Source organism: Pseudoalteromonas sp. KAN5 (assembly GCF_022846535.1).
GTDB lineage: Bacteria > Pseudomonadota > Gammaproteobacteria > Enterobacterales > Alteromonadaceae > Pseudoalteromonas > Pseudoalteromonas haloplanktis.
On record NZ_AP025589.1, the window covers coordinates 115,328 to 142,021 of the forward strand.

21 protein-coding genes are annotated in these 26,694 nt (G+C 40.9%); 6 read left to right on the top strand and 15 right to left on the bottom strand.

Features of this window, described 5'->3' with window-relative positions; genetic code table 11:
* Positions 1 to 43: 43 nt before the first annotated feature.
* Positions 44 to 1,366, top strand: coding sequence for a phosphate regulon sensor histidine kinase PhoR (phoR, locus tag KAN5_RS00500; RefSeq protein ID WP_016708541.1), 1,323 nt, complete (start codon positions 44 to 46; stop codon positions 1,364 to 1,366).
* Positions 1,367 to 1,464: 98 nt separating this feature from the next.
* Positions 1,465 to 2,433: a phosphate ABC transporter substrate-binding protein PstS family protein gene (locus KAN5_RS00505; protein ID WP_016708542.1), complete on the top strand. Its 969-nt coding sequence runs from the start codon at positions 1,465 to 1,467 to the stop codon at positions 2,431 to 2,433.
* Positions 2,434 to 2,517: 84 nt separating this feature from the next.
* Here the strand turns inward: KAN5_RS00505 and mdoH are convergent, their stop codons facing one another.
* From mdoH to KAN5_RS00555, 10 genes are all read right to left on the bottom strand, one after another.
* A complete protein-coding gene (gene mdoH / locus KAN5_RS00510) occupies positions 2,518 to 4,497 on the bottom strand; it encodes a glucans biosynthesis glucosyltransferase MdoH (protein ID WP_244390196.1) in 1,980 nt (659 codons plus the stop codon).
* Positions 4,469 to 6,160: a glucan biosynthesis protein G gene (locus tag KAN5_RS00515; RefSeq protein ID WP_244390197.1), complete on the bottom strand. Its 1,692-nt coding sequence runs from the start codon at positions 6,158 to 6,160 to the stop codon at positions 4,469 to 4,471. The genes mdoH and KAN5_RS00515 overlap by 29 nt, the downstream gene beginning before the upstream one ends.
* A gap of 334 nt (positions 6,161 to 6,494) precedes the next feature.
* Positions 6,495 to 6,734, bottom strand: a complete 240-nt coding sequence (locus tag KAN5_RS00520; RefSeq protein ID WP_016708545.1) for a hypothetical protein — start codon at positions 6,732 to 6,734, stop codon at positions 6,495 to 6,497.
* 18 nt (positions 6,735 to 6,752) lie between these two features.
* Positions 6,753 to 7,604 (bottom strand): pantoate--beta-alanine ligase, encoded by an 852-nt coding sequence (panC, locus tag KAN5_RS00525; RefSeq protein ID WP_016708546.1) that lies wholly within the window; start codon positions 7,602 to 7,604, stop codon positions 6,753 to 6,755.
* Positions 7,604 to 8,398: a 3-methyl-2-oxobutanoate hydroxymethyltransferase gene (gene panB, locus KAN5_RS00530; RefSeq protein ID WP_016708547.1), complete on the bottom strand. Its 795-nt coding sequence runs from the start codon at positions 8,396 to 8,398 to the stop codon at positions 7,604 to 7,606. The genes panC and panB overlap by 1 nt, the downstream gene beginning before the upstream one ends.
* Before the next feature lie 31 nt (positions 8,399 to 8,429).
* Positions 8,430 to 8,915: a 2-amino-4-hydroxy-6-hydroxymethyldihydropteridine diphosphokinase gene (folK, locus tag KAN5_RS00535; RefSeq protein WP_029216123.1), complete on the bottom strand. Its 486-nt coding sequence runs from the start codon at positions 8,913 to 8,915 to the stop codon at positions 8,430 to 8,432.
* A gap of 2 nt (positions 8,916 to 8,917) precedes the next feature.
* A complete protein-coding gene (pcnB, locus tag KAN5_RS00540; protein WP_232321854.1) occupies positions 8,918 to 10,276 on the bottom strand; it encodes a polynucleotide adenylyltransferase PcnB in 1,359 nt (452 codons plus the stop codon).
* Between the two features lie 390 nt (positions 10,277 to 10,666).
* Positions 10,667 to 11,614, bottom strand: coding sequence for a tRNA glutamyl-Q(34) synthetase GluQRS (gene gluQRS / locus KAN5_RS00545; RefSeq protein WP_016708551.1), 948 nt, complete (start codon positions 11,612 to 11,614; stop codon positions 10,667 to 10,669).
* Between the two features lie 16 nt (positions 11,615 to 11,630).
* Complete coding sequence (dksA, locus tag KAN5_RS00550) at positions 11,631 to 12,074, bottom strand: RNA polymerase-binding protein DksA (protein ID WP_016708552.1); 444 nt, start codon at positions 12,072 to 12,074, stop codon at positions 11,631 to 11,633.
* 273 nt (positions 12,075 to 12,347) lie between these two features.
* Positions 12,348 to 13,349 (bottom strand): AraC family transcriptional regulator, encoded by a 1,002-nt coding sequence (locus tag KAN5_RS00555; protein WP_138555143.1) that lies wholly within the window; start codon positions 13,347 to 13,349, stop codon positions 12,348 to 12,350.
* 144 nt (positions 13,350 to 13,493) lie between these two features.
* Between KAN5_RS00555 and KAN5_RS00560 the strand changes: the two genes are divergently transcribed.
* Positions 13,494 to 16,040 carry a penicillin acylase family protein gene (locus KAN5_RS00560; protein ID WP_138555144.1) on the top strand — a complete coding sequence of 849 codons (2,547 nt, stop codon included), beginning with the start codon at positions 13,494 to 13,496 and terminating at the stop codon, positions 16,038 to 16,040.
* 137 nt (positions 16,041 to 16,177) lie between these two features.
* On the opposite strand, the gene sfsA is transcribed toward KAN5_RS00560, so the two are convergent.
* On the bottom strand, positions 16,178 to 16,912 hold the full coding sequence (gene sfsA / locus KAN5_RS00565; protein ID WP_244390198.1) for a DNA/RNA nuclease SfsA: 735 nt from the start codon (positions 16,910 to 16,912) through the stop codon (positions 16,178 to 16,180).
* A gap of 80 nt (positions 16,913 to 16,992) precedes the next feature.
* On the opposite strand from sfsA, the gene pepB reads away from it, so the two are divergent.
* Positions 16,993 to 18,288 (top strand): aminopeptidase PepB, encoded by a 1,296-nt coding sequence (gene pepB, locus KAN5_RS00570; RefSeq protein ID WP_244390199.1) that lies wholly within the window; start codon positions 16,993 to 16,995, stop codon positions 18,286 to 18,288.
* Positions 18,289 to 18,480: 192 nt separating this feature from the next.
* Positions 18,481 to 19,047 (top strand): phosphoribosyltransferase family protein, encoded by a 567-nt coding sequence (locus KAN5_RS00575; protein WP_016708557.1) that lies wholly within the window; start codon positions 18,481 to 18,483, stop codon positions 19,045 to 19,047.
* A 208-nt stretch (positions 19,048 to 19,255) separates the two neighbouring features.
* Here the strand turns inward: KAN5_RS00575 and KAN5_RS00580 are convergent, their stop codons facing one another.
* The 3 genes from KAN5_RS00580 to KAN5_RS00590 all read right to left on the bottom strand — a co-directional run bounded on the left by KAN5_RS00580 (position 19,256) and on the right by KAN5_RS00590 (position 24,466).
* Complete coding sequence (locus tag KAN5_RS00580) at positions 19,256 to 21,400, bottom strand: YjbH domain-containing protein (RefSeq protein ID WP_244390200.1); 2,145 nt, start codon at positions 21,398 to 21,400, stop codon at positions 19,256 to 19,258.
* A gap of 165 nt (positions 21,401 to 21,565) precedes the next feature.
* The gene (locus KAN5_RS00585; RefSeq protein ID WP_244390201.1) at positions 21,566 to 23,455 is read right to left on the bottom strand and encodes a hypothetical protein; all 1,890 of its coding nucleotides are present in this window, start codon (positions 23,453 to 23,455) and stop codon (positions 21,566 to 21,568) included.
* Between the two features lie 354 nt (positions 23,456 to 23,809).
* Entirely contained in the window at positions 23,810 to 24,466 is a 657-nt protein-coding gene (locus KAN5_RS00590) for a Crp/Fnr family transcriptional regulator (RefSeq protein WP_016708561.1), read from the bottom strand.
* Positions 24,467 to 24,735: 269 nt separating this feature from the next.
* Here KAN5_RS00590 and KAN5_RS00595 point away from each other — a divergent pair, with 269 nt between their 5' ends.
* Positions 24,736 to 24,960, top strand: a complete 225-nt coding sequence (locus tag KAN5_RS00595; RefSeq protein WP_016708562.1) for a YgjV family protein — start codon at positions 24,736 to 24,738, stop codon at positions 24,958 to 24,960.
* A gap of 22 nt (positions 24,961 to 24,982) precedes the next feature.
* On the opposite strand, the gene KAN5_RS00600 is transcribed toward KAN5_RS00595, so the two are convergent.
* The gene (locus tag KAN5_RS00600) at positions 24,983 to 26,638 is read right to left on the bottom strand and encodes an amidohydrolase (protein ID WP_244390202.1); all 1,656 of its coding nucleotides are present in this window, start codon (positions 26,636 to 26,638) and stop codon (positions 24,983 to 24,985) included.
* Between the last annotated feature and the right edge of the window lie 56 nt (positions 26,639 to 26,694).

The window sequence follows — 26,694 nt, forward strand, 5'->3', positions numbered from 1 at the left end:
CATTCAGGCCAAGGTCGGTCTTGCTCTAAGGTAAAGTGAGTGTATGTATCGAGTTGTCAATAAGCAGGCGTTAGCTAAGCGTCTGCTTATCTATTTCCTACCTTTATTATTAGTGGGTGTGTTGATTGGCGCACCATTTTTGCTTTTGTTTTTAGGTTCATTTTCACTGCTTATTTGGCATTATCATCAGTTATATCGGCTTAGTGATTGGTTATTGAATCAACGCAGTTTCAATCCTCCTGAAGGTGAGGGAGCATGGGAGCAGGTGTTTGAGGGGATCTATCATTTGCAGCACCGCAACCGAAAAAAGCGCAATGAGTTAGCGGATCTGATCCGCCGCTTTCGTGATGGTGCCGAAGCGGTTCCTGATGCTGTTGTGGTATTGCAACGTGACTTAAGTATTGTTTGGTGCAACCAATTGGCGCTAAAGGTGTTGGGTTTACAGTGGCCGACGGATCATGGTCAACGCCTTGATAATCTTGTGAGGGATCCTAAGTTTGCAAAGTATATGCAAATGGGATTGTTTGATGAGGCACTTGAACTGGAAAGTGGTCACAGTGTTGAACACGTTTTAGAGTTTCGGGTAATGCCTTACGCCAGTTCACAATTAATGGTAGTAGTCAGGGATGTGACACGGTTGAAGCAACTAGAGCAAATGCGCAAAGATTTTGTAGCCAATGTGTCACATGAATTACGCACGCCACTGACGGTCGTTACGGGTTATCTAGAAATGTTTGATGGTGACATGATGCCGCCGCCAGCGATGTGGAATAAAGCTCAGGGCACTATGCTTGAGCAATGTAAGCGTATGGATAGCCTCGTAAACCAGCTGTTGTCGTTATCACGTATTGAAGGCGCTCGGCGTCAAGACAACGATAAAGCAGTTAACGTACCGCAATTACTCACTTATGTAAAAACTGAGGCACAGTCTTTGAACCAAGATAAAGGCCATGAGTTGATTTTCGATATTGATGCAGGGCTTGATATTAAAGGTTCGGAAGAAGAGTTGCGCAGTGCGTTTTCTAACTTAGTGTTTAACGCCATTCACTACACTAAAGCCGGCGGTAGAATTACCGTAAGTTGGCAGTTAAAAAATAAACAAGCACATTTCTCGGTGGTTGATAATGGTGATGGTATTGCGCCTGAGCATATAAATCGTTTAACAGAGCGCTTTTACCGAGTGGATAAAGCGCGTAGTCGTACTACCGGTGGTTCAGGGCTAGGTTTGGCGATCACTAAACATGTATTAACTCGTCACGAAAGTAAGTTACAAATAACCAGTAAATTAGGTGAAGGCTCAACATTTTCGTTTGCCTTCAATAGCGATAAAACGCTATTACTAACTAATTTAGCTGAGAAAGTATAAAGTCATAAAACTGTCATTTTAGAGTAATCTAACTGTCATCTATTCTCTTTACAGTAGAGCGCAGTTAAGAAATGGACGAACCAAATTGGAGTAACCCAATGAAATTTAAAAATCTAGTCGCCGCAATGGGTGTGGCAGTAACAACATTTGTGTCTGCACAAGCAATGGCAACGGATGCAAGCATTCCTGAATATCAAAAAGTCAGTGGTATTTCAGGTAATTTTTCATCTGTGGGCTCTGATACGTTAGCCAACATGATGACTTTTTGGGCAGAAGAATATAAGCGTATTTACCCAAATGTAAATATTCAAATTCAGGCTGCAGGTTCATCAACAGCGCCGCCGGCATTAACAGAAGGCACGTCTAATTTTGGCCCTATGAGCCGAAAAATGAAATCAAAAGAAATTGAAGCGTTTGAGAAACGTTACGGTTATAAGCCTACTGAAGTGCGTGTAGCTATCGATGCATTAGCAGTGTTTGTACATAAAGATAACCCAATTGAAGGCCTGCGAATTGATCAAGTTGATGCGATTTTCTCGTCAACACGTAAATGTGGCGCAAATGCTGATGTAACACGCTGGAGTGACGTTGGTTTAACGGGTGATTGGGCTGCTAAAGATATTCAGCTTTACGGTCGTAACTCTGTGTCGGGTACATATGGTTACTTTAAAAGTAAAGCACTTTGTAAAGGTGACTTCCGCAACAATGTAAATGAGCAACCAGGCTCTGCTTCTGTGGTACAGTCAATTTCATCATCAGTGAACGCAATTGGTTACTCAGGTATTGGTTATAAAACTTCTGGTGTACGTACAGTGCCGCTGGCGAAAAAAGGTGATAACTTTGTTGATGCAACACTTGAAAACGTTGCTACAGGTAAATATCCACTGTCGCGCTTTTTATATGTGTATGTGAATAAACACCCGAACAAACCACTTGCACCAATTGAAGCTGAGTTCTTAAAAATGGTGTTATCACAAGATGGCCAAAAAATTGTAGAGAAAGATGGTTATGTGCCGCTTTCTGGCAAAATGGCGATGAGCGAACTTAAGAAGTTAGGTCTGCTTTAAACTCAACTCATCCTAATAATGAGTTAATAAAAAACCGCGCAATGCAAATTGCGCGGTTTTTTATGTTTACGAGTCAAGTTTAAACTAGTTAAATAGTTTCTTCTTGATTTGTTGGTGGGCATTTAAAACGCGTTTTCGTTTACTTAACCCTTGGCGCTTAAAGCTTTGGATTGGCATTACACTCGCATGCTCTGGTGGCAATTCAGGGATTGAGAAATTGGCGACCTCATCACTAGGTAATGTAATTTCTTGCTCATGAACACGTAAGGCGGCAAGTGTGTCGTCATTATCTACTTCACTTGGGCAAATGAATATCCCCATTTTCCGTAACTTAACCCCAAAGCCAATGCTACTTGAATAACGAACAATAGGCGCTGCTAAAATTAATCCGACTAAAATCGGTGACAACCACCAAAAGAAAGTGGGTGTATAGTAATAAGCAACGCTACCCCAAGCAATGGCAACTAAAGTCGCTATTAACGTATAGCCAATTGCTTCTTTCCAAGGCACCATTCGACCCGTTCTTGGTTGCGCATCCCAGGTTACTTTTTTACCTAAAAATACACACACCACAAAGTAACTATGAAATACCATCATGAGTGGTGCGATGATGATTGCAAACACGGTCTCAATTATTGAGCCCAAAATTAGTTTGTATGAGCCTCCAAATTGCTTATTACGATGGATCAAGGTAACTATGATCCCCATTAATTTTGGTAATAATAACAATACGATGGTGACAAACAGCAGGGAATTAATTAAATCTGTTTTAGCAATTTGCCAAGTCGGAAATAATTGATATGCCTGATTAAAATAGACATTACTATTCATTGCACGAGTAACGGCGTCAATGGTACTAAGCACTAACATTGATAACCAAATCAATGACGAAATATAAGCTGTTGCACCAAGTAAAAAGTGCAGTTTACTCATCATTTTTAAACCTGATGAAGGTAATAAACCTAAATGCTGAATATTACCTTGCACCCAGCGTCTATCCCGAATGGCATAGTCTAGAATATTACTTGGTACTTCTTCGTAGCTACCTTGAATATCGCTAAGCAATAACACATCCCAGCCAGCACGATGTAATAATGAGGCTTCGACAAAGTCATGGCTTAAAATTTCACCGCCGAATGGGGCATTACCTTCAAGTACAGGTAAACCGCAGCAATCAATAAACGCTTCAACACGAATAATGGCATTATGGCCCCAGTAATTAGCCTGATTGGTTTGCCAAAAAGCAGAACCAGTCGCCAGCATAGGGCTGTACAAAACAGAGGCAAACTGTAAAAAACGGCCAAAGAAAGTATCTTGTCTTACTGGAATAGGAATGGTTTGAATAAGCCCTGTTTGTGGATTGTTGATCATACTTGAGGTGAGTTCAAGCATACATTGGCCAGTCATGATACTGTCAGCATCAAGCACAATCATGTGCTCATATTTACTGCCCCAACGTTCACAAAAATCAGTTAGATTACCTACTTTACGGTGTTTGTTATCTTCACGGCGACGATAAAAAGTTTGTTTCGCAACATCATCGCCTAATCGCTCGCTTAGGGCGTGCCACGCTTTTAGCTCGTTATTGGCTATTTCTGGATCTTGAGTGTCACTGAGCAAATAAAAGTCATAATGAGCAAATTGACCTGTTTTTATTAGTGAGCGCATGCTTACTTCAAAACCTGCTATAACACGCTGGGTATCTTCATTGTAGATAGGCATGACAACCGCTGTTCTGGTTTTACTCAGTGCTTGTTCATCAATTTTAATTGCCTTTTGGCGCTTGAGCGTTAAGGGATCGATTCTAAACAATTGTAAAATAAATCCCATGCAGCCACTGCAAAACGCGGTGACAATCCACGTAAAGGTGATTGAAAACAGTGCCAGTAATGCATACTCAAGTGGGGTCATGCCATTTGAATTTAAAATATCAAACATGATCCACATGCCGTAGGCCGAGATGGCTAACACTAACAGTGAAAATAACCATACTCTGGCCTTTTTAAAAGGCATTGCAGTGTTGTGTGTGCTGTTGCTATTCGACGTCATTTGGATACCAGACATAACTCCATACCTCGCTTACTTCTTTGTCACGTAGTGTTAATGATAAGCGCATATCGACAGGCTTATCTCCCTCAGGCGCGATTTTAAAAGCAACACGCCATCCTTGATTATTTGGTAATTGTTGTACTGTTTTATCGCTTATCTTTCCTGAATTGAGAGTTAAATTAGCGAGTAGTTTAATATTGGCTGATAAACTATTAATTGTGTCACCTGTAAAATCGACCGTAAATTGACGGTGGCTTTTTGGTGGTGGATTTTTTTCACCTGGCAAGGCTGCACTGCCAATACGTGTGCGTAAAACGCGCGCTTTATTTTGGCTCGCAAGTGCAGTATTAAAAGTTGACAACTTATAGCTGTAACTTAGTGTCTCACCCGCTTTAAGTGGCTGCTCTGGTACCCAGTAACTAACGATATTGTCGTTAGTCTCTGTATCCGTGGGGATTTCCACTAACTCAACCCGGCCTTTACCCCATTCACCTTTTGGTTCAATCCACAAGCTTGGACGAGCATGGTAATGCGCTTCGGTATCAAGGTAGTTATTAAATTCACGGTCACGTTGCGCGAGGCCAAAACCTTTCGGGTTATCATAACTGAATGAAGTTACGCTAAGTTGCTTAGGATTATTAAGCGCTCGCCATACCCATTTATCATCCTGAGATTGCATTAATAAACCGTCAGAATCATGTACTTCTGGTCGGTAATCATCAAAGAATTTAGTGCTATTTTCACCGTGATAAAACATGCTTGTAAGTGGAGCAATGCCAAGCTTTTTAATATCTTTACGGGCAAATATTTGCATCTGCGTTGTGATTTCAGTGTTAGTCGATGGACTTATCTCAAAACGATAGGCGCCTGTTACAGACGGGCTGTCTAGCAATGCATAAAGCACAATATTTGTGTCTTCTGCTGTTGGTTTAACTAACCAAAACTCTTTAAACACGGGGAATTCTTCACCAGAGCTAAGTGCAGTATCAACGGCAAGGCCACGAGCTGAAATGCCGTACACTTGCTGTGGGCCTACTAAACGAAAGTAAGAAGCACCTTGGAATACTGCGACTTCATCTTTGTACTCGTTATTATTGAGCGGGAAATGAAGTCGAAAGCCTGCGTGACCTAATTGAGTGTTGCCTAAGGCTGCGCTAATTTCCTGCTCAAGTGGAGCTGCAGTACTATCATAGCGGTAGTAATCTGTTTTAAAAGGCAGCTTTTGTACCTTACCATCGGTATCCACGGTGTTGATAGCGATAGGGTTTTTATAAAGAAAACCAGGATGGAAAAGCTGCACTTCATACAAGCTTTGATCCTTCCAAATGGCATGATCTTGGCGAAAACGAATTGCTCTATAATCTTGATAGTTAATGTTATTTAACGTATCTATTGCTATTTCAGGTGCTGCGACGTAGTCGTTTGCTGCTAACTGTTTCGCTCTTGCTGTGATCACTTCAAATAATCTTTCTGAAGGAATGGTAAGCAGCGTTGGTTGTTTTACAGAGACTGGCGCAGCAGTATCTGGCTTTTTAGCTGCTACAGGTGCGGCTGCTTCTGGCTTTTTAGTTGGCTCTTCGGCTGCGCCTGCATTAAAAACAGACAAAGCTAAGAGGGCACTTAACACACTCTTTTTTTTAAATGATGAAGACAGAGCTGCTCGCATTTTCGTTTCCATGAGGCTTCCTTTAGCTGTTACCTAATTAATTTTAAATTTTGCAATAAGTTACATTCATTTTTGCAAGAAGCGATCCTGAAATAATTACTTATATTTCAATGGCTTTAGTTTCGCTTATCGTGAGGATGATGTACTTTCTTTGTATAAGCGGGAAATAATTACATGGAATGTATGACTACTTCTTACTAATGTAAGTAGATGTTACTAGATGCAACCTTGCTCTAAAGTGAATGAAAAGGCATTTTACAGACTTTGTTTTACGGGTAATTAGCCAAGGGGAAGAGAGGGGGAACTTGCCAATCACTTTAATAATTGGCAAGTAAGTTTTAATTGATTATTGAACATTACCTAATGCTTCAGCATTTGCTTTACATTGGTTATACGCTTCAATACATTTTGTGCTACACACTTTATGAACCATACCTTCACCGGTACTTTGTTGTTCACAATTTACTTCGCATTGATAGTTTTGCTGCGCACATTGCTGCATTTCAGGGTTTTCTATCTGGCTTTGGCATCCCGCAAGTACCCCAACACAAAGCGCTATGCTTGATAATTTTAGTAATGAATTCATGTTTATCCCTAATTATTGTTATGTAATATCAACTTGCAGATTATCTATAAGCCTAACAGGGCCTAAAAATGCTGCGGCCAATATCACTAGATGGCTATCATTGAGTGTAGCTTTTTTTAGTGTATCGCGCTGCGCTATTTCAAAGTAATCTGGTTTTAGCCCCGCCTGCTGTAATCGTTGTTTAGCTTGCTGGCATATTTCAGTAAAGTCGCGCTGTCCTGCATTTAGTTGCTCAACACTCCAATTTAGCGTTCTAAATAGTTCTGTGGCGGTTTCTTTTTGAATGTCTGATAAGTAGCCATTACGAGAACTCATTGCTAAACCTGAGACTTCACGGCTGGTAGCAACACCAATGATCTCAACAGGAATAGATAAGTCGTGAGCCATGGTTTTAATCACTTGTAATTGCTGGAAGTCTTTCTCACCAAAGCAAGCGTAATCAGGTTGAACTAAGTTAAATAACTTAGTTACAACTGTGGCAACACCACGAAAATGACCTGGGCGAGAGCCTCCACAGTATCCCATGGAAATTCCCGGTACGTCCACAAAGCTTTGGGCATCTAAACCATTTGGATAAATGGTTTCCACGGTCGGTGTAAATACAATATCAGTACCTAGCTCAGCGAGCCCTTGTTTATCAGCAATTAGGGTGCGAGGGTAGTTATCTAAATCTTCGTTTGCGCCAAACTGCATTGGGTTTACGAAAATACTCACGACAACTTTATCGGCCATGTTCTTAGCTTTTTCAACTAACGAGAAGTGGCCTTGATGTAAGTTACCCATGGTCGGCACTAAGGCGACGCTTAGACCGGCTTGACGCCATGCTTTAATTTGGCTGCGTAAGGATTTTATTTCAGTGATCGACTGCATTATTTAAACTCATGTTCTGTGCTTGGAAAAGCACCGCTTTTAACATCGTTACAATACTTTTTAACTGCATCTGGCATGTTGCCTGTCTCGAGTAAAAAGTTTTTAGAAAATTTAGGAATATAACCTGCGGAGATACCCACTAAGTCATGCATAACGAGAATTTGCCCGTCGGTTTGATTACCAGCACCAATACCAATCGTTGGGATTGATACAGCTTCGGTGATTAATTTTGCAAGCTCTGTTGGAATACATTCAAGGACAATCATTTGTGCGCCAGCAGCTTCCAATGCTTTGGCATCGCTAATCATTTTCTGAGCTTGCTCTGCACCACGGCCTTGGATTTTAAAGCCGCCAAAAACATGCACAGATTGTGGTGTTAAACCTAAGTGACCACATACAGGAATACCTTGTTGAGTAAGCGCGACAATTGAGTCATATAACCATTCACCACCTTCAAGCTTGACCATATTAGCGCCTGCACGCATTAACTCAGCCGCATTTTTACAACTTTCTGCTGGGTTTGAGTAGGTCATAAATGGCATATCAGCTATAACGAATAACTCGCGGCTACCAGCGCGTACACTGCGCGTATGATATGCAATATCTTGATTTGTCACAGCTAGTGTATCGTCACCACCTTGTAACACCATGCCTAATGAATCACCAACTAAAATGACATCAACGCCGTTATCGTGAAATAACTTAGCAAAGCTTGCGTCGTAAGCAGTTAAAGCAGTGATTTTTTGCTGTTCTGCTTTCATTTTATTGAGCGTAGAAACGGTTATTTTAGACATAATATCCTCGTAGGCAATGGCCTGAAATTAATTACAGAGGTAATTGGTGTAATTCGTTTAATGCCAAAGTAGCAGTAACACTGTGCAGTGCTGTTCCATTTGGCAGCGTAATATTTGGGGCGATCTCAAGCAGTGGGTAAACCACAAACTCTCGTTCGGTCAAGCCATAATGGGGCACAATTAAGCGCTCACTCTTTATGACTTGATCGCCAAATAATAAAATATCAATATCTAAGGTGCGCGGCCCCCAGCGCTCGGCTTTTCGAACTCTGCCGTGTTGAAGTTCTATTTGTTGTGTTAAATCAAGTAGTTGCTCAGGCTGTAGTGTTGTTTTTAAGGCCGCCACGGCATTTACGTAATCAGGCTGATCTTGCGGGCCCATCGGTTTGCTTGCGTAATAATGCGAAACAGCAATAAATTCACAATCAGCTAATGCGCGCAATGCAGCTACCGCATGATCGAGTTGCGTACGTGGGCTATTTAAATTAGCCCCTAAACCTAGATAGACTGTTTGCATTTTCATTCAGATGCTGGCTTTGGGCTGCGTCGGCGAGTACGGCGACGGCCTTTGCTTGCCCCTTGATTACCTAACGCTTTCACCATGTCTTTTTGACCATTAATGTCTTGTTTTAAATAGTCAGTCCACCAGTTTGCTAATTCCTGATGTTGTTTTTCTCCGGCTTCTACACGGAGTAATAAAAAGTCGTAGGCGGCTTTAAAGCGTGGTTGCTGAGTTAAGCGGTATGCACGTTGTCCTGAGCGTTTATCTAAACGATGTTGGATATGCCAAATATCGCGGGCACCCAAAGTAAATCGCTTCGGCACTGCGATGTGCTGGGCATTTTCACTGAGTACTTTGTTCATTGCTTGCGCAAATGCATCGTATTCAGATAGTTGCTCTTGTGCTTGCAAGGTTTTAGTGATCTTTAATAATGGAAACCAAAGCAAGGCGGCAAAAATAAAGGCTGGTGTTACTTTCTTTTCTGCATTTATGCGTGCATCAGTATTGCGGAACATTTGACGAATAAACGCAAATTCTAAGCCATCAGGGTTGCTATCTAAAATACGATCAAGCGCTGGGAATAATGCCTTGAAAAGTCCATATTTGCGTAGCATTAAAAAGTTAGCTTCAGCTTTACCATTTAAAAACAGTTTTAATGTTTCTTCAAATAAACGTGCTGGCGGTATGTTATCGAGTAGGTTTGCTAATTTTGTTAATGGTTGCTCCGTTGCTGGTGCAATTGACATGTCCAACTTGGTGGCAAAACGTACTGCGCGTAGCATACGTACCGGATCTTCGCGGTAACGCGTTTGCGGATCACCAATCATTTCGATTTGTCTAGCATTGATAGCAGCTAGCCCGTTAGCATAATCATGAATTGAAAAGTCATTAATTGAGTAATATAAAGCATTGATTGAAAAATCACGACGTTCCGCATCTTCTTCAATACTACCAAATACGTTGTCTCGTAGTAGTTGACCTTGCTCATTTGATTGGCTGATTTGGTTTTTATCATCGGCAGCTTCGTGATGACCACGCATGGTGGCAACTTCGATGATCTCACGACCAAAGACAATATGCGCTAAGCGAAAACGACGACCAATTAAGCGGCAATTACGAAACAGCTTTTTAACCTGATCTGGGGTGGCATTGGTGACTACATCAAAATCTTTTGGTTGTTGACCTAACAAAATATCACGAATGCAACCACCAACGAGGTAGGCATCAAAGCCACCATCTTTAAGGCGATATAATACCTTGATTGCATTTGGGCTAAATTGTTTGCGAGAAATACCATGCTCATTGCGTCCAATTATTAAAGGCTGCGCAGAGACTTGAGTATGTTCGGCTGTTGTTGAGGCGGTTGGGCCTATGATTTGCCGACAAAATTGAAAAAGCTTGGAAATAATAATCTGTCTCCTACAGAATCTGGTTATTTGATGGACGCCATCAAAAATTAAACCAAGTATAGTCGCACTACGAGAGTGATCGCTATGCTATGTAATTACTTGGTGATACCTATTGTATTAGAGTTTCGCTTAATCTAGCGAGTTAAAGTTACCATTAACAGCATTAAAACGTTACAACAGGCTAATGTTGTAGATTTTATTTTGTTATTGAACCGTTTTAGTGGTGCTAGTATTGCTTGCTCATTTATCGCAATGGGTATTACTAAATGAATTGCACATTTAAGGTTGGCTATCATATACCAGCACAGCTCAAAAATTAAGTTGAAGGCTTTAAAATTCACCATTTTTAGCGAATTTTTATTTGTTTATATGCGTAAATAGGGTTGCTTGGCTGTGTGGGTTTTGTGAAACTTGAATTTCGGCCACTTTAGGCACGCTTTGCAAGCTGTAATGAGTGATAGCCCAGCACAGCATTTTTTCAATACTTAGTTCAATTAGTTCAGCTTGTGGGGTCAAACCTAAAAATTCAAATGCGTTGAACAGTGCCGGTTTTGGGTTGTCTTTGGCAATCGCTGGGGCATAATTTTGTTTCGATAATTTAAAACCAGGTTGTGCAACTGCTAATGGTAAATGTGCGTAATGTGGGGCTGTATGATTTAACTGTTTAAATAAGCTGAGTTGTCGAGCAGTCGGTTCAAGTAAATCAGCGCCACGCACAATATGAGTTATGCCTTGATCAATATCATCTGCAACCACCACCAATTGATAAGCAAATAAACCATCGCTGCGTTTTATTAAGTAATCTTCACGGGCTAATTCTTGGTTTATTGTTACTGCACCTTGGATAAGGTCATGATACTGGCTGATGGGGTGCTGCTGTATTAAGCGTAAGGCGCTGTGGCGTTGCGAGTGGTTTAGGTGACGGCAATGGCCTTGGTATATTCCACCGAGCGCTTTGATCTGTTTGCGTGAGCAGTGGCAAGCGTAAATAAGTTGCTGCTTATTTAATTGCTCAATGGTGTGTGCGTATAAATCGTGACGCTGGGTTTGATAGACAACCTCTTCATCCCAATGTAAGCCATAGGCTTCAAGGGTTGTTAGAATATCTTTGGCTGCCCCTTGTGCGACACGTGTGGTGTCAATGTCTTCTATTCGAACTAACCAAGTTCCCTGGTTGCTTTTAGCGTCAAGGTAACTGCCCACAGCCGCCACAAGTGAACCAAAGTGAAGTGGCCCAGAAGGTGACGGTGCAAATCGACCGCGGTAGTTGCGCGTAGGCGCAGTAATAACGGCTGTGGTAGACATTGATTAATTACAAAAATTAACCGCGTCCAGATTGTTTTTCTTTGATTTCCGCAAGTGTTTTACAGTCTACGCATAAATCCGCTGTAGGACGTGCTTCTAAACGACGAATACCAATTTCAATCCCGCACGAGTCACAAAAACCAAAATCATCTTCTTTAATGAGGATAATTGTTTTTTCAATTTTTTTGATCAGTTTACGTTCACGGTCACGAGTACGCAGTTCTAAAGAGAACTCTTCTTCTTGTGCGGCACGGTCAACTGGATCAGGGAAGTTAGCTGCTTCGTCTTGCATATGCGATTTAGTACGGTCAACTTCATTGCGTAAATCGTTGCGCCATGCTTCCAAAATAGTTCTAAAATGAGCGCGTTGTGCCTCATTCATATACTCTTCGCCCGGCTTTTCCTGATACGGTTCTAATCCGGCCTGAGCCAATAACCCTAATTTTTTTTGGTCTGGCATAACTTTCTCCTAAATCCTTAATATAATGCCCAGCTTTAGCCGGCGGCTATAAATAACAGAATCCTATGGCCTAGGCAAATTTATTTTTAATTTATTGGCTGCGGTTAAATAATTTTCACTGGTTAAAAACACAATTTGAAAAAATTATAATGGCTGTTTAACCAGTTAGCTATTTTCTAACTGGCCTAGTTATATGGGCAAAAAAATGAAAAGCAACTCAATTTTTTTACATCTCTTGTAATTACCTAGTTCTGGATGACGAATATCTTAAGGTTAATTCTGCCGCTGGCATGGTTTATAGGTTAAAAACTTTTTAGGGGTACAGCCATACCAGCGTTTAAAGGCACGTTGAAAAGCACTTTGCTCACAAAAACCTAGACGACTCGTAATCTCCAGAACACTTATTTTTTGTTGCAACATTAGTTTGGCATGGTACTTACGCAGTTCATCAACCAATTGTGAGTAACTACAGTTTTGTGAGTGTAAGTAGCGTTGAAAACTGCGTTTTTTGAACCCTAAGTGATAAGCGGCTTGATCGACGGTAGGCACGTGTGGAAAGTGAGCGGTAATAAATGCTTTGAGTTGATTAATTTCGTCGTGTTCGCTTACTAATGTACTTGCCTGAGCGGCAAGTAAATACTCAAGGTCTTTATTGGCATTATGTAATGGGCTAGTTAATAAGCTACTTTTGAAACATAAGCAGTTATGGTTCGCGGAAAATTCAATAGGGCAATTAAATACAGCTTTATAAGCTCGCAAGCTCGTCGAGCTTGGTTCCAAGCGCCTAAGCTGTACTTTCTCTAGTGCTAACTCAGCTGTGTTGTAGCAGCAATGCTTAGCAAACGATAACCAACTGCTAAATAGTTCATCGACCATGTGATGTTGAATGTCGACGTTGGGTTGCCAAGTTAAATAACTTAGCGATCCTTCACTACGCAAGGTAATGGTGCCAATATTGCGAACAAGAGTGTTGAGTTTTTGAGCGTGTAATAAGACCTTTGCTAATGACTCACTGACCAATGCTATATGGCCTAGCAGTCCCCAACTTTGTGTTTTTAATGATTGCCCAAATTTTAAACCGATATGATCACACTGTAATGACTGCTCTGCGTAACTCATTAGTTGCTCATAATCTTGGACTGGAAATCGATAATTGCTTTCATCTAAATAACGAGCACGTGTTGTCAGTACGGCTGTAAGTTTGGCCGGTGCAATGCCTTGTGCTATTAAAAAGTGCACGAGTGCGCGAATAATTTGACTACTAACAACGTACATAGCGAGCTATTTTGTAGAGTGAATAACAGAGTAAGCTGCATTAGTTGGCGCGCAAAGTCAATTTTTTGCGTGAAAGGTCAAGATTTAGTTCATTTAATAAGGCAAGGTAGCCAATGGAACAAACAATAATGGATAGGAACCCCAATGAAACTTCACACACTTTCAATTAGTATTGCTGCGGCATTATTGCTCAGCGCATGTAGCTCTGATGACGATAAAAACGTTATTACGCCACCACCTGTGGTTGTGGAACCAACGCCAGAACCTGCCCCAACCATTACCGCTTTTGACGACGACAATAAGCTCGATGCTAATATTCGTTGGACCACATTTGGTGTGCCGCATATTACAGCGGATAACCTTGAAAGCTTAGCTTTTGGCAGTGGTTATGCTTATGCAAAAGATCATGCGTGTTTGTTACTCGATCAAATTGTTAAAACACGTGGTGAACGAGCTAAGTTTTATGGCCCCGATAAAGTACCGGGTAGTGGCGATTCTGGGCATTTAATTTCTGACTTTGGTTACAAAGCATTGGGCGTCAATGAGTATGCCAAAGCGCACTATAGTGAACTTAATGAAGACAGTCGTGCGCATTATGAGGGGTTTGTGCAAGGCTTTAATAAATACGTAAGCGATACAGGAGTAGATAACTTAGCTCCAGAGTGTGCATCGCAACCTTGGGTGTTCGCATTAACGCCAGAAGACATGTTGGCTTACGCTATGGCAACGGTACAATTAGCCAGTTCTGCAAATTTTCTAGATTTAGCGTTTTTAGCAAGCCCAGGTGATGGCGATGAGTATTTACCAACCCCAGTTGCATCGGCTGCAAGTGCGGTCTCCAGTGTTGTCAAAAATCTTAACCAGCAAGCAAAAAGCTTTAAATTAGAGAAAAAGTACCAGCATCTTGGCTCAAACGGTTGGGGGCTTGGTAAAGATAAAATGGCCAATGGCAAAGGAGGATTATTAGCTAACCCACATTTCCCACATGAAGGTAATTTACGGTTTTGGCAATCACATTTAACCATTCCTGGCGCTATGAATGTAATGGGGGGCAGTTTGCAAGGCATGCCAGGGGTTATCAATATTGGTTTTAATGAGCACGTTGCATGGACTCATACATTTTCTACAGCGCGACACTTTTTAATTTATCAATTAGCGTTGAATGAGAATGACCGAATGAGTTACAGCGTTGAAGGTGATAACCACACAATTACGAGCAAAAAAGTTACCGTGGAAGTGGCTGTTGCACCAGGCATGACCATTAATTTAGAGAAGGAGTTTTATTACAGCCACCATGGTTTGATGATCGAAACGCCAGCTGCAAATGGTTTAGGTTGGGATGATAGCCAAGCATTTACTATTAAAGATGCTAATGAATTTAATATGGATGTAGTTGCTCAGTGGTCGGCTTTAAACCAAGCTCGCAGCCTTGATGATATGAAAGCCTCATTTGCTCAGTTTGATGGTGTGGCGTTTAACAACACCATGGCAACAGATAAAGCAGGCAATGTATTTTATGTTGATGACAGTACGGTATTAAATGTGAGTGATACTGCTAACATGGCTATTCGTATCCAACCTGAGCTTGTTGCACTGCGAGAATCAACAGGGTTTGATTTAGTACCCGGCAATTTAAAAATATTTGAAAGTAACGGTAATGTTCCTTTTGAAAAGGCCCCGCAATTGCACCGTACCGACTATGTACAAAACTCCAACGACAGCTACTGGGTTACTAACCCTGAGCGGCCATTATTGGGTTTTGCTGCGCAATATGGTGATGTACATCAGCCGCTATCATTGCGTACTCGCATGGGATTACAGTTATTAAAAGACGGTGCTGGTGAGGATGGTTTATTTACTTTAGATGAACTCGAAACCGCACTGGTAGGCGATCGTATTTATCTTGGTGAGCTGGTGTTTGAGCAGCTTATTACACAATGTAAGGCACAAGGCGATACGCCAGTCATGCTAAGTAACGGTGATAGTATTGATTTAACTCAAGCATGTGACGTTTTAGCGCAATGGAATGGTGCTATGAATCTAGACACGAAAGGTGCAGCGCTTATTAGGGAGTTTGCACATTTATTCGATCCTAAAACCCACCTTGGTGATAACTTTGATGTAACTGATCCTGCTAATACACCAAACACCTTACGTATTGACGGCTCGGCACTGGTTACGTTGGCACATGCTGTTGCTACATTGCAAAGTAATGGTATTGCACTCGATGCAACGCTTGCGCAAATGCAATTTGTAGAGAAAACATTGGCTGGTGGTAACGCGAGTGGCGAAAAATTACCGTGGAGTGGGCCAATGCATGTTGAAGGTGGTTTTAATGTATATCGTTATGATCGCAGCGGTACCACGCGCTCAACCTTGATCCCGTATATTGATCACCAAGCACTAAATGATGCGATTACTGGCCAGCCTTTGCGCTCTAATTTAACAGCGTCAGGTTATCCAGTGAATTATGGCTCAAGTTGGATGTTTGTTATGAACTTTACCGATGATGGTCCGGTTGCTAAAGGGATATTGACGATGTCACAAAGTTCAGACTCAACCTCTGATCACTTTGATGATCAATCACGTTTTTATTCTGAAAATGCGACGCTTAGACCACTACTGTTCAAGGATGAAGATATAAACCTTAATTTGATTGGTGAGATGGACGTGTCACTAACTAAGGAATAATACCAATCGACTTAAATATTTAACCATTCTAGCGGGCTAAATAAAGCGCTAACTGCGTTATAAATTTTTCATGTAGAACAACTACATGTCAAAATTTATGCCTTGTTATCACTCCATTTATCTGTCGCTATAAATGGTCAGTAACTTAACACGATTGGTATAAATGGAATTCTTTCGGCCAGAGTTACCTCTTTGGCCGAAATTTTCGCTTTATAAGCCAGAACTTCAACACCGACAGCAATTGCTTGGGTTAATAGTTGCGCGTATTTTTCATCGATATGTTTTGCGGCACTAACTTGGCTAATGCCTTCATGTAAAACAGCAAAAAATAAAACAGCACGTTGGCCTTGTGCAACCATGTCGATTAATTCGCGAATATGTTTTTGTCCGCGTAAGGTCTGCGCATCAGGAAAATAGCCTTGGCCACTCAAAGGAGAGTCTTGACTCAGTAAAGTGACAGACTTTACTTCAATATAGCAATTTGGGCGTTTAGAATCACTGAGTAAAAAATCAATACGACTGTTCTCTTGGCCGTATTTCACTTCACTTTGTAGTTGCTCATAACCACTTAACTCAGTAACCAGATTAGCGTGTAGGGCTTCTTCGACCACTTTATTGGCTACCGCCGTGTTTACACAAATTAATTGTTCAAATTGATTCTGGGTCAACTCGAGTGAATGAGGGTACTTACGTTTGGAGTTATCACTTGTTGAATAAAATGCGGCAAAGTCAGGCTCAGCGCAGCCGGTCATTTTTCCTGTATTAGCACAATGAGCTGTAAATTCAGAGCCGTCCTGTAGGCGTAAATCGGCTAAAAACCGTTTGTAGCGTTTAATTAATGTGGCTTGTTGTAATGGCTTAGCAAATTTCATTATTTAGTCTCATTCGGTTGGGAAGTTGTGCCAGCTATAGTAGACTCAGTGTCACTATTTAGCGCAAAGAGTATTCTAACATGTCTGAAAAATTTGTTGTTCAATTAAGCGAGCAGGGTGCTGCATCGCATTGGGGCGAAACCGCCACATTATCTTTCAATGAGCAAGGTGCAACCGTTCATTTAGCTGAGCAAGACACATTGATGAAAGTGCAAAAAGCCGCGCGCAGTATTGCCAATCAAGGTGTTAAGAATGTAGTACTTGCGGGTGATTGTTGGTGTACTGAAACGCAATGGGCATTTTATCAAGGTTTTGTATCACCTAAAACATTAGCTGGTGTTGAGTTTGTAGAAAATGCAAAAACCGACAGTAAAGAACTTGAGTCATTATTACGCTCTGCTACCTGGGCGCGTGAAATGATCAATGGCACGGCTGATGATATTTTTCCTGAGAGCTTAGCTGGTAAGGCGGCTGAATTTATTCAATCATTGGCGCCTGAGCATGTCAGTTATCAAATTATTAAAGGTGATGCGCTACTTGAACAGCAATGGATTGGTATTCATGCGGTTGGTCGTGGAAGTGAGCGCCCGCCAGTATTACTAGCGCTTGATTACAACCCAACAGGCAATGACAACGCACCGGTAGATGCCGCTTTAGTGGGTAAAGGGATCACTTTTGATTCGGGTGGATACTCAATTAAAGCCAGCGAAGGTATGCTAGGCATGAAGTGCGATATGGGGGGCGCAGCAACAGTGACTGCTGGCCTTGCATTAGCCATTAGCCGTGGAATTAATAAGCGTATTAAATTATTTTTATGCTGTGCTGAAAACTTGATCTCAGGTCACGCTTATAAGCTAGGTGATATTCTTACTTATAAAAATGGCACAACTGTTGAGATTGTAAATACGGACGCAGAAGGCCGTTTAGTACTTGCTGATGGCCTTATGGCTGCAGGGGAAACTGGTGCGCCACTTATTATTGATGCGGCAACACTGACTGGTGCAGCACTGGTTGCTGTTGGTCAAGAGTACAATGCTTTATTTGGCCTTGATAAAGAGTTTGTACGTGAAGTGGAAGGTTTTGCAGAGCAAGAAATGGAAGCTGCATGGCCATTACCGCTTGAAAAGTGGCATCAACAAAACTGTCCTTCGCCGTATGCTGATACTGCAAATAGTCGTGCGCAAAAAGGTGGCGGATATGGTGGTGCATCAAATGCTGCGGGCTTCTTATCGCGCTTTGTACCCAATGATGGCAAAGGGTGGGTACATATTGATTTAGCTGCGGCGTTTAATATGGGCAGTACTAGCCAGTGGGCGGCAGGCGCTACAACGGTAGGTATGCGAACCGTAGCACGTACCTTGTTAGAAAAAGCATAAATTTAATATGCGAATAAAGCGCCTACTTGTGTGAGTTACTTCACTTAGGCGCTTTTTTATTATCTGAAAAATAGTAATTACAAACTCAAACAAGCTTTTCTTATTTTTTTACTGTAAAATCACGCCCCACTTTGTTGTTCAAGGTTGCTTTACACTACACTTGAATGATCTACTTACACTGGGGTTTCTATTATGTCTGATAAGACTTACATCACAGCGCAGCAACTACTTGAAGATTCTTTTCGTGTTGCAGCACAAGTTTACCAAGATGGTTTTCGTCCTGATTTTATAATTGGCATTTGGCGAGGTGGCGCTCCAATTGGTATTGCAGTGCAAGAATACTATGATTATAAAGGAATAGAAACAGACCATATTGCAGTGCGTACGTCATCTTATTATGGTATCAACCAGCAATCTAAAGAAATAAAAGTACATGGTTTACATTATATTATTGAGAATGCCAATGCCGGTGATTCATTATTGATCGTTGATGATGTTTTTGACTCAGGTCGCAGTATTTTTGCACTAAAAGAAAAGCTATCAGAGTTGATGCGTTTAAATTTACCACAAGATATTCGCGTTGCTTGCCCATACTATAAGCCGAAAAATTCAAAAGTAGACATGAAGCCTGATTACTATATTCATGAATCAGATGAGTGGCTAGTATTCCCACATGAGCTCTCGGGTTTAACTCCTGATGAGATCATCGCTGGCAAAACGGATTTAGTAAAAATACACGATATACTGTTAGAAAAATAACTCTTCATACAGGGGAATGTTAAGCGAATTAAGTGCTTATCCATTCTAGTGGCTGAGCAAAGCGTAAACAACATTAGTGATTTTTGAGTCGCATAGTTACATGCTAAAATTCAGCTTGGTTATCACTTGGCTTATCTGCCACTGTGAATGAGCCGCAACTTAACACTCTTGGAAAAAGGCCTGAATAGGCCTTTTTTAATATGTGTTATTATTTATACGTTTCGTATGCTTCTTTTAATCGTGCTAAGTGAGCATAAACATAGCTACTCGACATACGATCTTGGTTTAGGAAGCTCTTATCAAGGTCAATACTTGAAATAGGTATGAAGGCACTATTGAAGTCAAGCGCATTATGCGATTCGCCAATACGAGTTTTGACTCCATGAGTCCAGCTTTTAGCTCCTTTAACCTGCCAATTTCCAGCATTCATATCTTTACGTGCAGTAAGTGGAATAGTAAACGAAATGCCAACTTTTTCTATGTTTGTATCACTGTATGATAGTGCAATATTAGCATCCCCAAACCAGAACTTGGTTTCAAGCAAGTAACCGCTATCATCATTCCAAAACTCTCCACCAGTTACATGAAATGATACGTCTTTTTCAGCCCAGAGGTAGCGGTATGAAAAAACAGAATAATCACGTTGGTCAACATTGTAGTCTTTATAATCAAACACGCCAAACTTCGCTTTTAACTTATGGCGACCAGCAGGACTTTGCCAGACTGTTTCATTGGTGATCCCCATAAAGTCAAAATAGTCTTGGAACAAACCAATTTGCGTTTGGTTATAGATATTAAATGGTAAAGCAAAGGTTTGATAGACTATTGCACGTTTGATACCGGTTTCTTGGCGGGCATTGGTGAATGCTTTGCCTTCTTCAAAATGATCTGAGTTTGCGACATTAACTTGGCCGGTAATGTTGACACCTGCACCTTGCCAAAGTGGCATATGTAAATCAGCTTGTAATGCTAATGAATAATCATATACACCGAGCTCAGTGGCATAAGTTGATGCTAAAGAAGGAGTAAAGGTTAATCGTGGTACAAAGTAAGGACTAGTGCTTGGGGTATTATCTGCCCAGCTTACATTTGCAATGTTCTCACCACTAAATTGTGTGTTGATCATTAAATCAGGGGTAATATTTTCATCAATAAAGCGGCGATAATTGTCCAAACGGCCATTTACTTGTAATAACGGGATATCCTGTTTTGATAAGCGGACAATAAACTCATTATTACCATCAGCAAAGTTTTCAGTAATACGGCCTAGCACAAGCCCTAATGCATCTATTTCATTGCGATTAAATACCGAGTTTTCAAACTCAACTATGATTTGCGCATTGCCACTGATACCAACACGAATATTTTCAAACCCATCATTGACTAAGCTATTTTTAAGGCTATGGATTTGATGGTTGTTATTTTGCTCAGTCGTAATAGTTGCTGTAGCACTACTCGTCGCTTCAGCTTGTTTCACTGAAGGAGCTTTTGGTGTTGCTAATGAACGACTATTAGAAGGGGTGGTTACAGTAAACTCAGGAGTTGTATTTGCAGGAGTGGCTGTGTGAACTACAGGTTCTGGCGCAGGCTTTGGTTTTGTGTAATTCGCTTGCGCTTCATCACTAAGTGGCATACTAATATTGACGCCCCAATAAGTATCATCATCAGCAAGTTCAGTATTAGAATAAAAACGGCTATTAAATGATATTGTCGCAATATCGTATAGCCACTCTTTGGGTACGGTAACACGTGCGCCTAAATTGAATGCTTCAGCATCATGTTCAGCGAGCACTGAGAGCCAACTAAAAGGTTGGTATTCAATACCTGCAAAAGCACCGTCTAATTGCCCTGTAAGTGTATCTGAGGTGCCAATACCAGCACTAAAGCGAAAGTCCCATAATTGTTTAGAAGCAACAGCATAAAATGCTTCATAGTTATTAGCTGCACCACCAACATCTTTTGCACCTAGAGCAACACTAAACCAGTCTTTTGGTATAAATGGAATTTGATATTTGGCATTAAATGATAAATCACGAATTTGTCCTTTGCTGTCATAGCTGAACATATTGTCATGCATTGTCGATGAAGTAATTCGGCCAGTGACTTCTAGGCCATCAAACAACCCAGCAGAAAAAGTGAAGTTATGACCATCTGTGTATTTGCCTCTAATTTCGAGTTGATTACTGTAGCCTATATCAACGACACCTTTATCCATAACTTCCGCAGAAGGGGTATGAAAAATACCGGTAAAACCGTTATAGGCAATACCATGAGATATTGCATCATCGGCAAGTAATGGTGAGCTGACAGTGAGGGCGCAAACCGTTGCTAAAGTTGTTTTTTTATTTATCACGTTGTTAACCAAAATAGATTAAAGTTAGGCTTTAAATCCTTAAAGCCAGTCAGTAGTTTTACTGTAGCAAGAAATACTGAAAACAAGAAGTAACTATAATATCTAACCTATAAAAAAGCCGCGCAATTGCGCGGCTTTTAGAGTTTATTTAGTCGTTGTTACTAATTAGCTGCCGCCAGTAGTACCAGTACCAGTTACTGGTACGGTTTCAACTTCACACGTTACTGGAATATCAAACGTTGCTGCAGTTGCATTTGCTGCTACGTTAGTTGATATCCAATTACCAGTGTTGTAATCATAGTAGTTCGCTGTATAAGACGCACCTTGCTCTAACTTAACAGAGAAAGTTCCTGTTGAGTATATTGATTGTAGGTAAGAATTATTTTTGAACAATGCTACAATAGCTGGAGTAGGCACAGGAGCAGTGTTTACATCAAAGTCTGCTGTGTTGCTACATACTAATTGTGTTTTTATTTGCTTAGTTACAATCGTTGGTGGAGCAATTGTAAGTTTAAGATTTTGATTGTTCAAATCGCATAGGTTGTTAACTGTTAATGCAGATGCAACACCATCAGAGTTAGTTGATAAACCATCTAAAACGTTAGCGCCATTGCGTAATACTTTCATTTTTACAGGGAAACCAGGAGGGTTATAAATTGTTGCTGACGAATAATCACCAGTATAACTTGTCAGAACACGTCTATAACCATTGATTTCAAGAACAAGTTTAGTTTCTGCAATATTAGCAGAATCTGTATTATCCAGGATGTTGAATTTTACACTTGAACATTTATTGTTGTTGAAGTAATCAAGGTTCCAGTAAGATAAGTGATTTACATCAACAGATACATCAAATGTTGACGCATTACCGCTATCAGTTACTTCCCCGTAGCTTTCGAATCCCCATTTACCAACTTCTTCATCGTAGCTCCAAACTGGGAAAATATCACCAGCGGCAATTTTACGAGCTACAGGAGCTGCAACTGTACATACGCCATTTTTAAAGCCATTTGCTTCAGCGTAGGCTGCGATATCAGCTGTACCAGCTGGTAAAGTTACAGGACAAGGGTTCGATGTTTTCTTATCTACCTGCATAGCAACAGTAATAGAGTTACCTTCACCAAATGACTTAACTTTATTACCCGCATCGTCAACTAACTCAATAGCAACAAAACCACCTGAAGTGAATGAGCCTTCAACTTGCTCAGTACTGTTAGGATCAGATGCTACAGATAGAGCTAGGCCACCAGGAAATGCATCTAACGATGATGAAGTGGCAGCAGCTGATTCAGCTTCTTCATCATTACGTGTTGCTTCATTCGCAAAGTAGGCAACTGTCATTTTAGGAACGGTTGTTAATGCTGTACCATCTTTATCTAGGAATTGCGTGCCATTTTTAATTTTAACCGTTGAACCACCAACAGCAATACCCGCTTTGTTGATTGTTTGTGGTAGAGCGATTTCTGTTTTATCGCCAGAAACTGATAAACCAGAAGTTGGATCATACGATACAGTCGTATTCTCTCCTTCAGGTACAAGTTCTTCTAGCGCTTTGGTATCAGCAACAATTGCAACATCAGAATCCGCTAGAGTGCGAGGTGTTAAGCGAATCTCTTGTGCAACTACGTTATCTGTAGTTGACAGCGTTAATGTACCTGAGTTATTTAAAAATCCATCAGCAGAAATAACATAGTCATAGCTGATACCATCAGTAGGGATTGAGCCTACTGTAAAAGCAAATGAACTTGCAGTTGTTGACTTGTCTGCATCAGTTAAAGCATTACCCGCAGCAGTTAAAAGGCCGTCTTCAGATGAAGTGAAGCTAATCATAGCTGTTACCGTGTCAGCTAAAGGTGCACCATTAATATCTACGATATTAACCGTTACCGAGCCAGCTTGAGCTTCAGTAGCTGTAGGAGGTACAGCAACGTCTTGCGTTGGAACAGGTGGCGCAACGTAATCATTATTATCGTTGTCGCTAAAACAAGCACTTAAGCTTGCAGTTAGACCAAGTGCAAGAGCTAGCTTGGTGAGCTTGAATTTATTATTTCCCATAATCGTTACCTTTCTTTCCTTTCTCTTTAAAGTAAACAGACTTAATTGCAGTTCTATAAATGTATCGAAGCACGTACCAGATCAGGCTTGCACCTATAATACAATAATTGGTTAATCAAGGATAAGCGCACATTATATATACGTCAAGTGAACATTATATATACTTTCATTAATTAAATAAGAAAATTGTTACCAGCGGAATGTAAAAATTCACTGTTTAATTTTTGAGCGCTTTGCGTAATCCAGTTGTTAGGTTGCTATGCTAAAGTAGTGGGCTGCGCTTGTAAATGTAAATAGTTGTATCATAGTTAGTGAAACGTTGTTTTTTTCTGCTAAATTTTGGCGCTCAGTCATCTATAATTGTGAAAAACTATCTACGTAATCGCTAAGTCTATCCAAGTCGACCGCTTTTAGACCATTATTTGAGCGAGCAACTAAACCTTTTTCTACTAATTCAGAAACTACGCGACGATAAGCCCGCTCTGTGGTGGCGAAGCGTTCTGCTTCAGCATTAACTGTTGGGTATGCACGCAATAGTGTTGGGTTGTTTTTTTCTGCGCGTAATAAGCAATCTTTAGCAATATTATAACCTAATGGTAATAGTAATTTGTCTAAGTTAATTTTTTGGTTTTCTTGAAACTTAGCGGCAATAGTTTGCGCTGTGTATAAACTGAGCTCTGGTTTTTCAAGTAATAAAGCACGCCAGTGTTTTAGCTCTATTAAGTTGTAGCTAACATCACTAAAGCAAGTAACAGTATAAATGCAAGGGTTATTGTTAAGCGCTTCAATTTCGCCAATCAGGGTATTGTTGCAATCTAGCTGGCCTAGTAGCAAGCGACGACCATTACCTACATCATAGCTAAATGATATAGTCCCACTTCTGACCAATACTAATTTGCTCAGAGGTTGATCTTGGTGGAGCAAGACTTCTTTTTTTGAGTGTTGATAACGACTGCCAGCAAACGTAAGTAGCTGGTCGACGAGATAGCTGGAAAAATGATATTGAAACATCAACAATGCCCTTCGGACAATTGTCCTATTTATTACACCTTAATGACGCTAGCATTAAGATCCTGAGAATTTACGCTAACTTACTAGTTTAGTTAACGAGATTAATTAAACTTAATACCTATATCCCGTGTAATGATTATAAAAAGTGTGCTTTAAAGCTGCTTTGGGTTTTTAGTAAGTTAGCCTTTTTATACTATTGCTATATTGTGGAATATCTTTGTGTAAACTACAACATTTGCAATGCTAACCTAAAGTATCGGAGAGAACAAATGAGTTGGGAATATTTGGGCTATTTAGCCTCGGCTTTACTAATTGTTTCTCTAACCATGAGTGATGTGAGCAAACTTCGCTGGTTCAACCTTGCCGGTTGTATTGCATTTACAGCATACGGGGTTGCGATAGCTGCTTGGCCTGTAGCTATTACCAATGGTTTACTGACATTTGTGAATATATATCATTTATTAAAACTTAATCGTCAGCAAAAAACGTCATAACAACTCGCCAATCGAGTTGTTATTACTCCGATGGTTGTTCTTGCGCTTTTTGATAGCGCAGCTCGCCCCCAATCCATGTTTGGTTAACTGTAATAGTAAAAATGTCTTCGACTGGGACTTTAAAATAATCTTTATCAATTAAAATAAAGTCAGCCCATTTACCTTGCTCTAAACTGCCTAATTTAAACTCTTGATGTGCGGCATAGGCTGCACCTAATGTGAATGCTCTTAGCGCATCTTCTCTGCTGAGCGCTTCGCTAACACGCCACCCCTCAGCTGGTAGCTGATTGTGATCTTGGCGAGTTATTGCTGAATACAAACCATCAAATGGATTAGCCAGTTCAACAGGGTAGTCAGAACCGGCGGCTACAACTGAGCCTTGCTTTAAAAAAGTCTGCCAAGCATAAGCGCCTTGCAACTGGGTGTCGGCAAGGCGTTGCTCAGCCATATGCATATCAGATGTGGCGTGCACAGGCTGCATTGATGGAATAATTTTAAGTGTTTTGAAACGAGGAATATCAGCAGGGGTAACTATTTGTGCGTGCTCTATGCGGTTACGCAATAAAATACCGCCCGTTTTTTTAAACACGTTTTGATAAGCATCCAATACAATATGGTTTGCCTTATCACCAATAGCATGGGTATTCGCACTAAAACCATGGCTAAAGCTTAATGTGAAAAGTTGCTCTAGTTTTTGCTGAGTCTCTAGCATTAAACCTTGGTGGTTTTTTCTATCGGCGTAATCATTTAGCAACGCAGCACCGCGACTTCCCAAGGCACCATCAGCGTATATTTTTACACTGCGTATTGACATAAAGTCGTTAAGATCTTTGTAGCGCCCAGCCCTGAGCATGCTTTCAAGTGCAGGATCCGTTGCACTGAGCATGGCTACTATACGCAGTGGTAGTGTGCCTTGCTCCGCTCTTTGCTTATAAATTTGCCAGGTTTGTTTATCAATACCGGCATCATGAGTTGAAGTTATTCCTAAACTTACAAGGTGTTGGCCTGCTTGAGTTAATGCATTGCTTACGTCTTGATCGGATGGAGCTGGAATATGTGCAGTGATCAAGCGCTCGGCCTTATCGATGAAAATACCACTTAGTTTACCCGTTTGGTCACGAATAATTTCACCGCCCGTGGGGGCTTGTGTTGCGGCGGTTAACTTTGCCAGTTCTATCGCTTTACTGTTAACCCAAATCGCGTGACCATCTATCCGTGAAAGCACTACCGGAATATCTTTTACAACTTTATCTAAATCAGCTGCCGTAGGAAATTGCTTGTCAGTCCATAACTCTTGATTCCAGCCGCGGCCAATTATCCAGCCATTTTTATTCTTGGCAAATAGTGCTAGCTGCTGCTGGATTTGTGCAATCGAGGTCGTGCCGCGTAAATCGAGCTGGGTTAAATTATTACCCAATCCTATAACATGGCCATGGGCGTCTATTAAACCAGGTAACAGGGTCTGTTGCTCAGCATCAAAAGACTCTGCATCAGGAAAGCTGCTTTTTAGTTTATCGTCACCGACTTTAACAACTTTACCGTCTTTAATAACCAAGGTAGAAAATTGTTGTAATTGGCCGCTATAAGTTGGTGTGTAGCCATTCGCGTTATAAACCACTTTAGTATCAGCGATAGTAAAGAATGATAAAAAGAGCAAACAGCTCAATAAGCATTTCATTGTTAGTATTCTTTTAAGTGCCCTTGGTAGTTAAACAGTAACAGAGAATGACGAGC

What these genes read in the sequence shown, in the direction of transcription:
- phoR (WP_016708541.1), top strand. Translation starts at nt 44, where the DNA reads ATGTATCGAGTTGTCAATAAGCAGGCGTTAGCTAAGCGTCTGCTTATC.
- KAN5_RS00505 (WP_016708542.1), top strand. Translation starts at nt 1,465, where the DNA reads ATGAAATTTAAAAATCTAGTCGCCGCAATGGGTGTGGCAGTAACAACA.
- mdoH (WP_244390196.1), bottom strand. Translation starts at nt 4,497, where the DNA reads ATGTCTGGTATCCAAATGACGTCGAATAGCAACAGCACACACAACACT.
- KAN5_RS00515 (WP_244390197.1), bottom strand. Translation starts at nt 6,160, where the DNA reads ATGGAAACGAAAATGCGAGCAGCTCTGTCTTCATCATTTAAAAAAAAG.
- KAN5_RS00520 (WP_016708545.1), bottom strand. Translation starts at nt 6,734, where the DNA reads ATGAATTCATTACTAAAATTATCAAGCATAGCGCTTTGTGTTGGGGTA.
- panC (WP_016708546.1), bottom strand. Translation starts at nt 7,604, where the DNA reads ATGCAGTCGATCACTGAAATAAAATCCTTACGCAGCCAAATTAAAGCA.
- panB (WP_016708547.1), bottom strand. Translation starts at nt 8,398, where the DNA reads ATGTCTAAAATAACCGTTTCTACGCTCAATAAAATGAAAGCAGAACAG.
- folK (WP_029216123.1), bottom strand. Translation starts at nt 8,915, where the DNA reads ATGCAAACAGTCTATCTAGGTTTAGGGGCTAATTTAAATAGCCCACGT.
- gluQRS (WP_016708551.1), bottom strand. Translation starts at nt 11,614, where the DNA reads ATGTCTACCACAGCCGTTATTACTGCGCCTACGCGCAACTACCGCGGT.
- dksA (WP_016708552.1), bottom strand. Translation starts at nt 12,074, where the DNA reads ATGCCAGACCAAAAAAAATTAGGGTTATTGGCTCAGGCCGGATTAGAA.
- KAN5_RS00555 (WP_138555143.1), bottom strand. Translation starts at nt 13,349, where the DNA reads ATGTACGTTGTTAGTAGTCAAATTATTCGCGCACTCGTGCACTTTTTA.
- KAN5_RS00560 (WP_138555144.1), top strand. Translation starts at nt 13,494, where the DNA reads ATGAAACTTCACACACTTTCAATTAGTATTGCTGCGGCATTATTGCTC.
- sfsA (WP_244390198.1), bottom strand. Translation starts at nt 16,912, where the DNA reads ATGAAATTTGCTAAGCCATTACAACAAGCCACATTAATTAAACGCTAC.
- pepB (WP_244390199.1), top strand. Translation starts at nt 16,993, where the DNA reads ATGTCTGAAAAATTTGTTGTTCAATTAAGCGAGCAGGGTGCTGCATCG.
- KAN5_RS00575 (WP_016708557.1), top strand. Translation starts at nt 18,481, where the DNA reads ATGTCTGATAAGACTTACATCACAGCGCAGCAACTACTTGAAGATTCT.
- KAN5_RS00585 (WP_244390201.1), bottom strand. Translation starts at nt 23,455, where the DNA reads ATGGGAAATAATAAATTCAAGCTCACCAAGCTAGCTCTTGCACTTGGT.
- KAN5_RS00590 (WP_016708561.1), bottom strand. Translation starts at nt 24,466, where the DNA reads ATGTTTCAATATCATTTTTCCAGCTATCTCGTCGACCAGCTACTTACG.
- KAN5_RS00595 (WP_016708562.1), top strand. Translation starts at nt 24,736, where the DNA reads ATGAGTTGGGAATATTTGGGCTATTTAGCCTCGGCTTTACTAATTGTT.
- KAN5_RS00600 (WP_244390202.1), bottom strand. Translation starts at nt 26,638, where the DNA reads ATGAAATGCTTATTGAGCTGTTTGCTCTTTTTATCATTCTTTACTATC.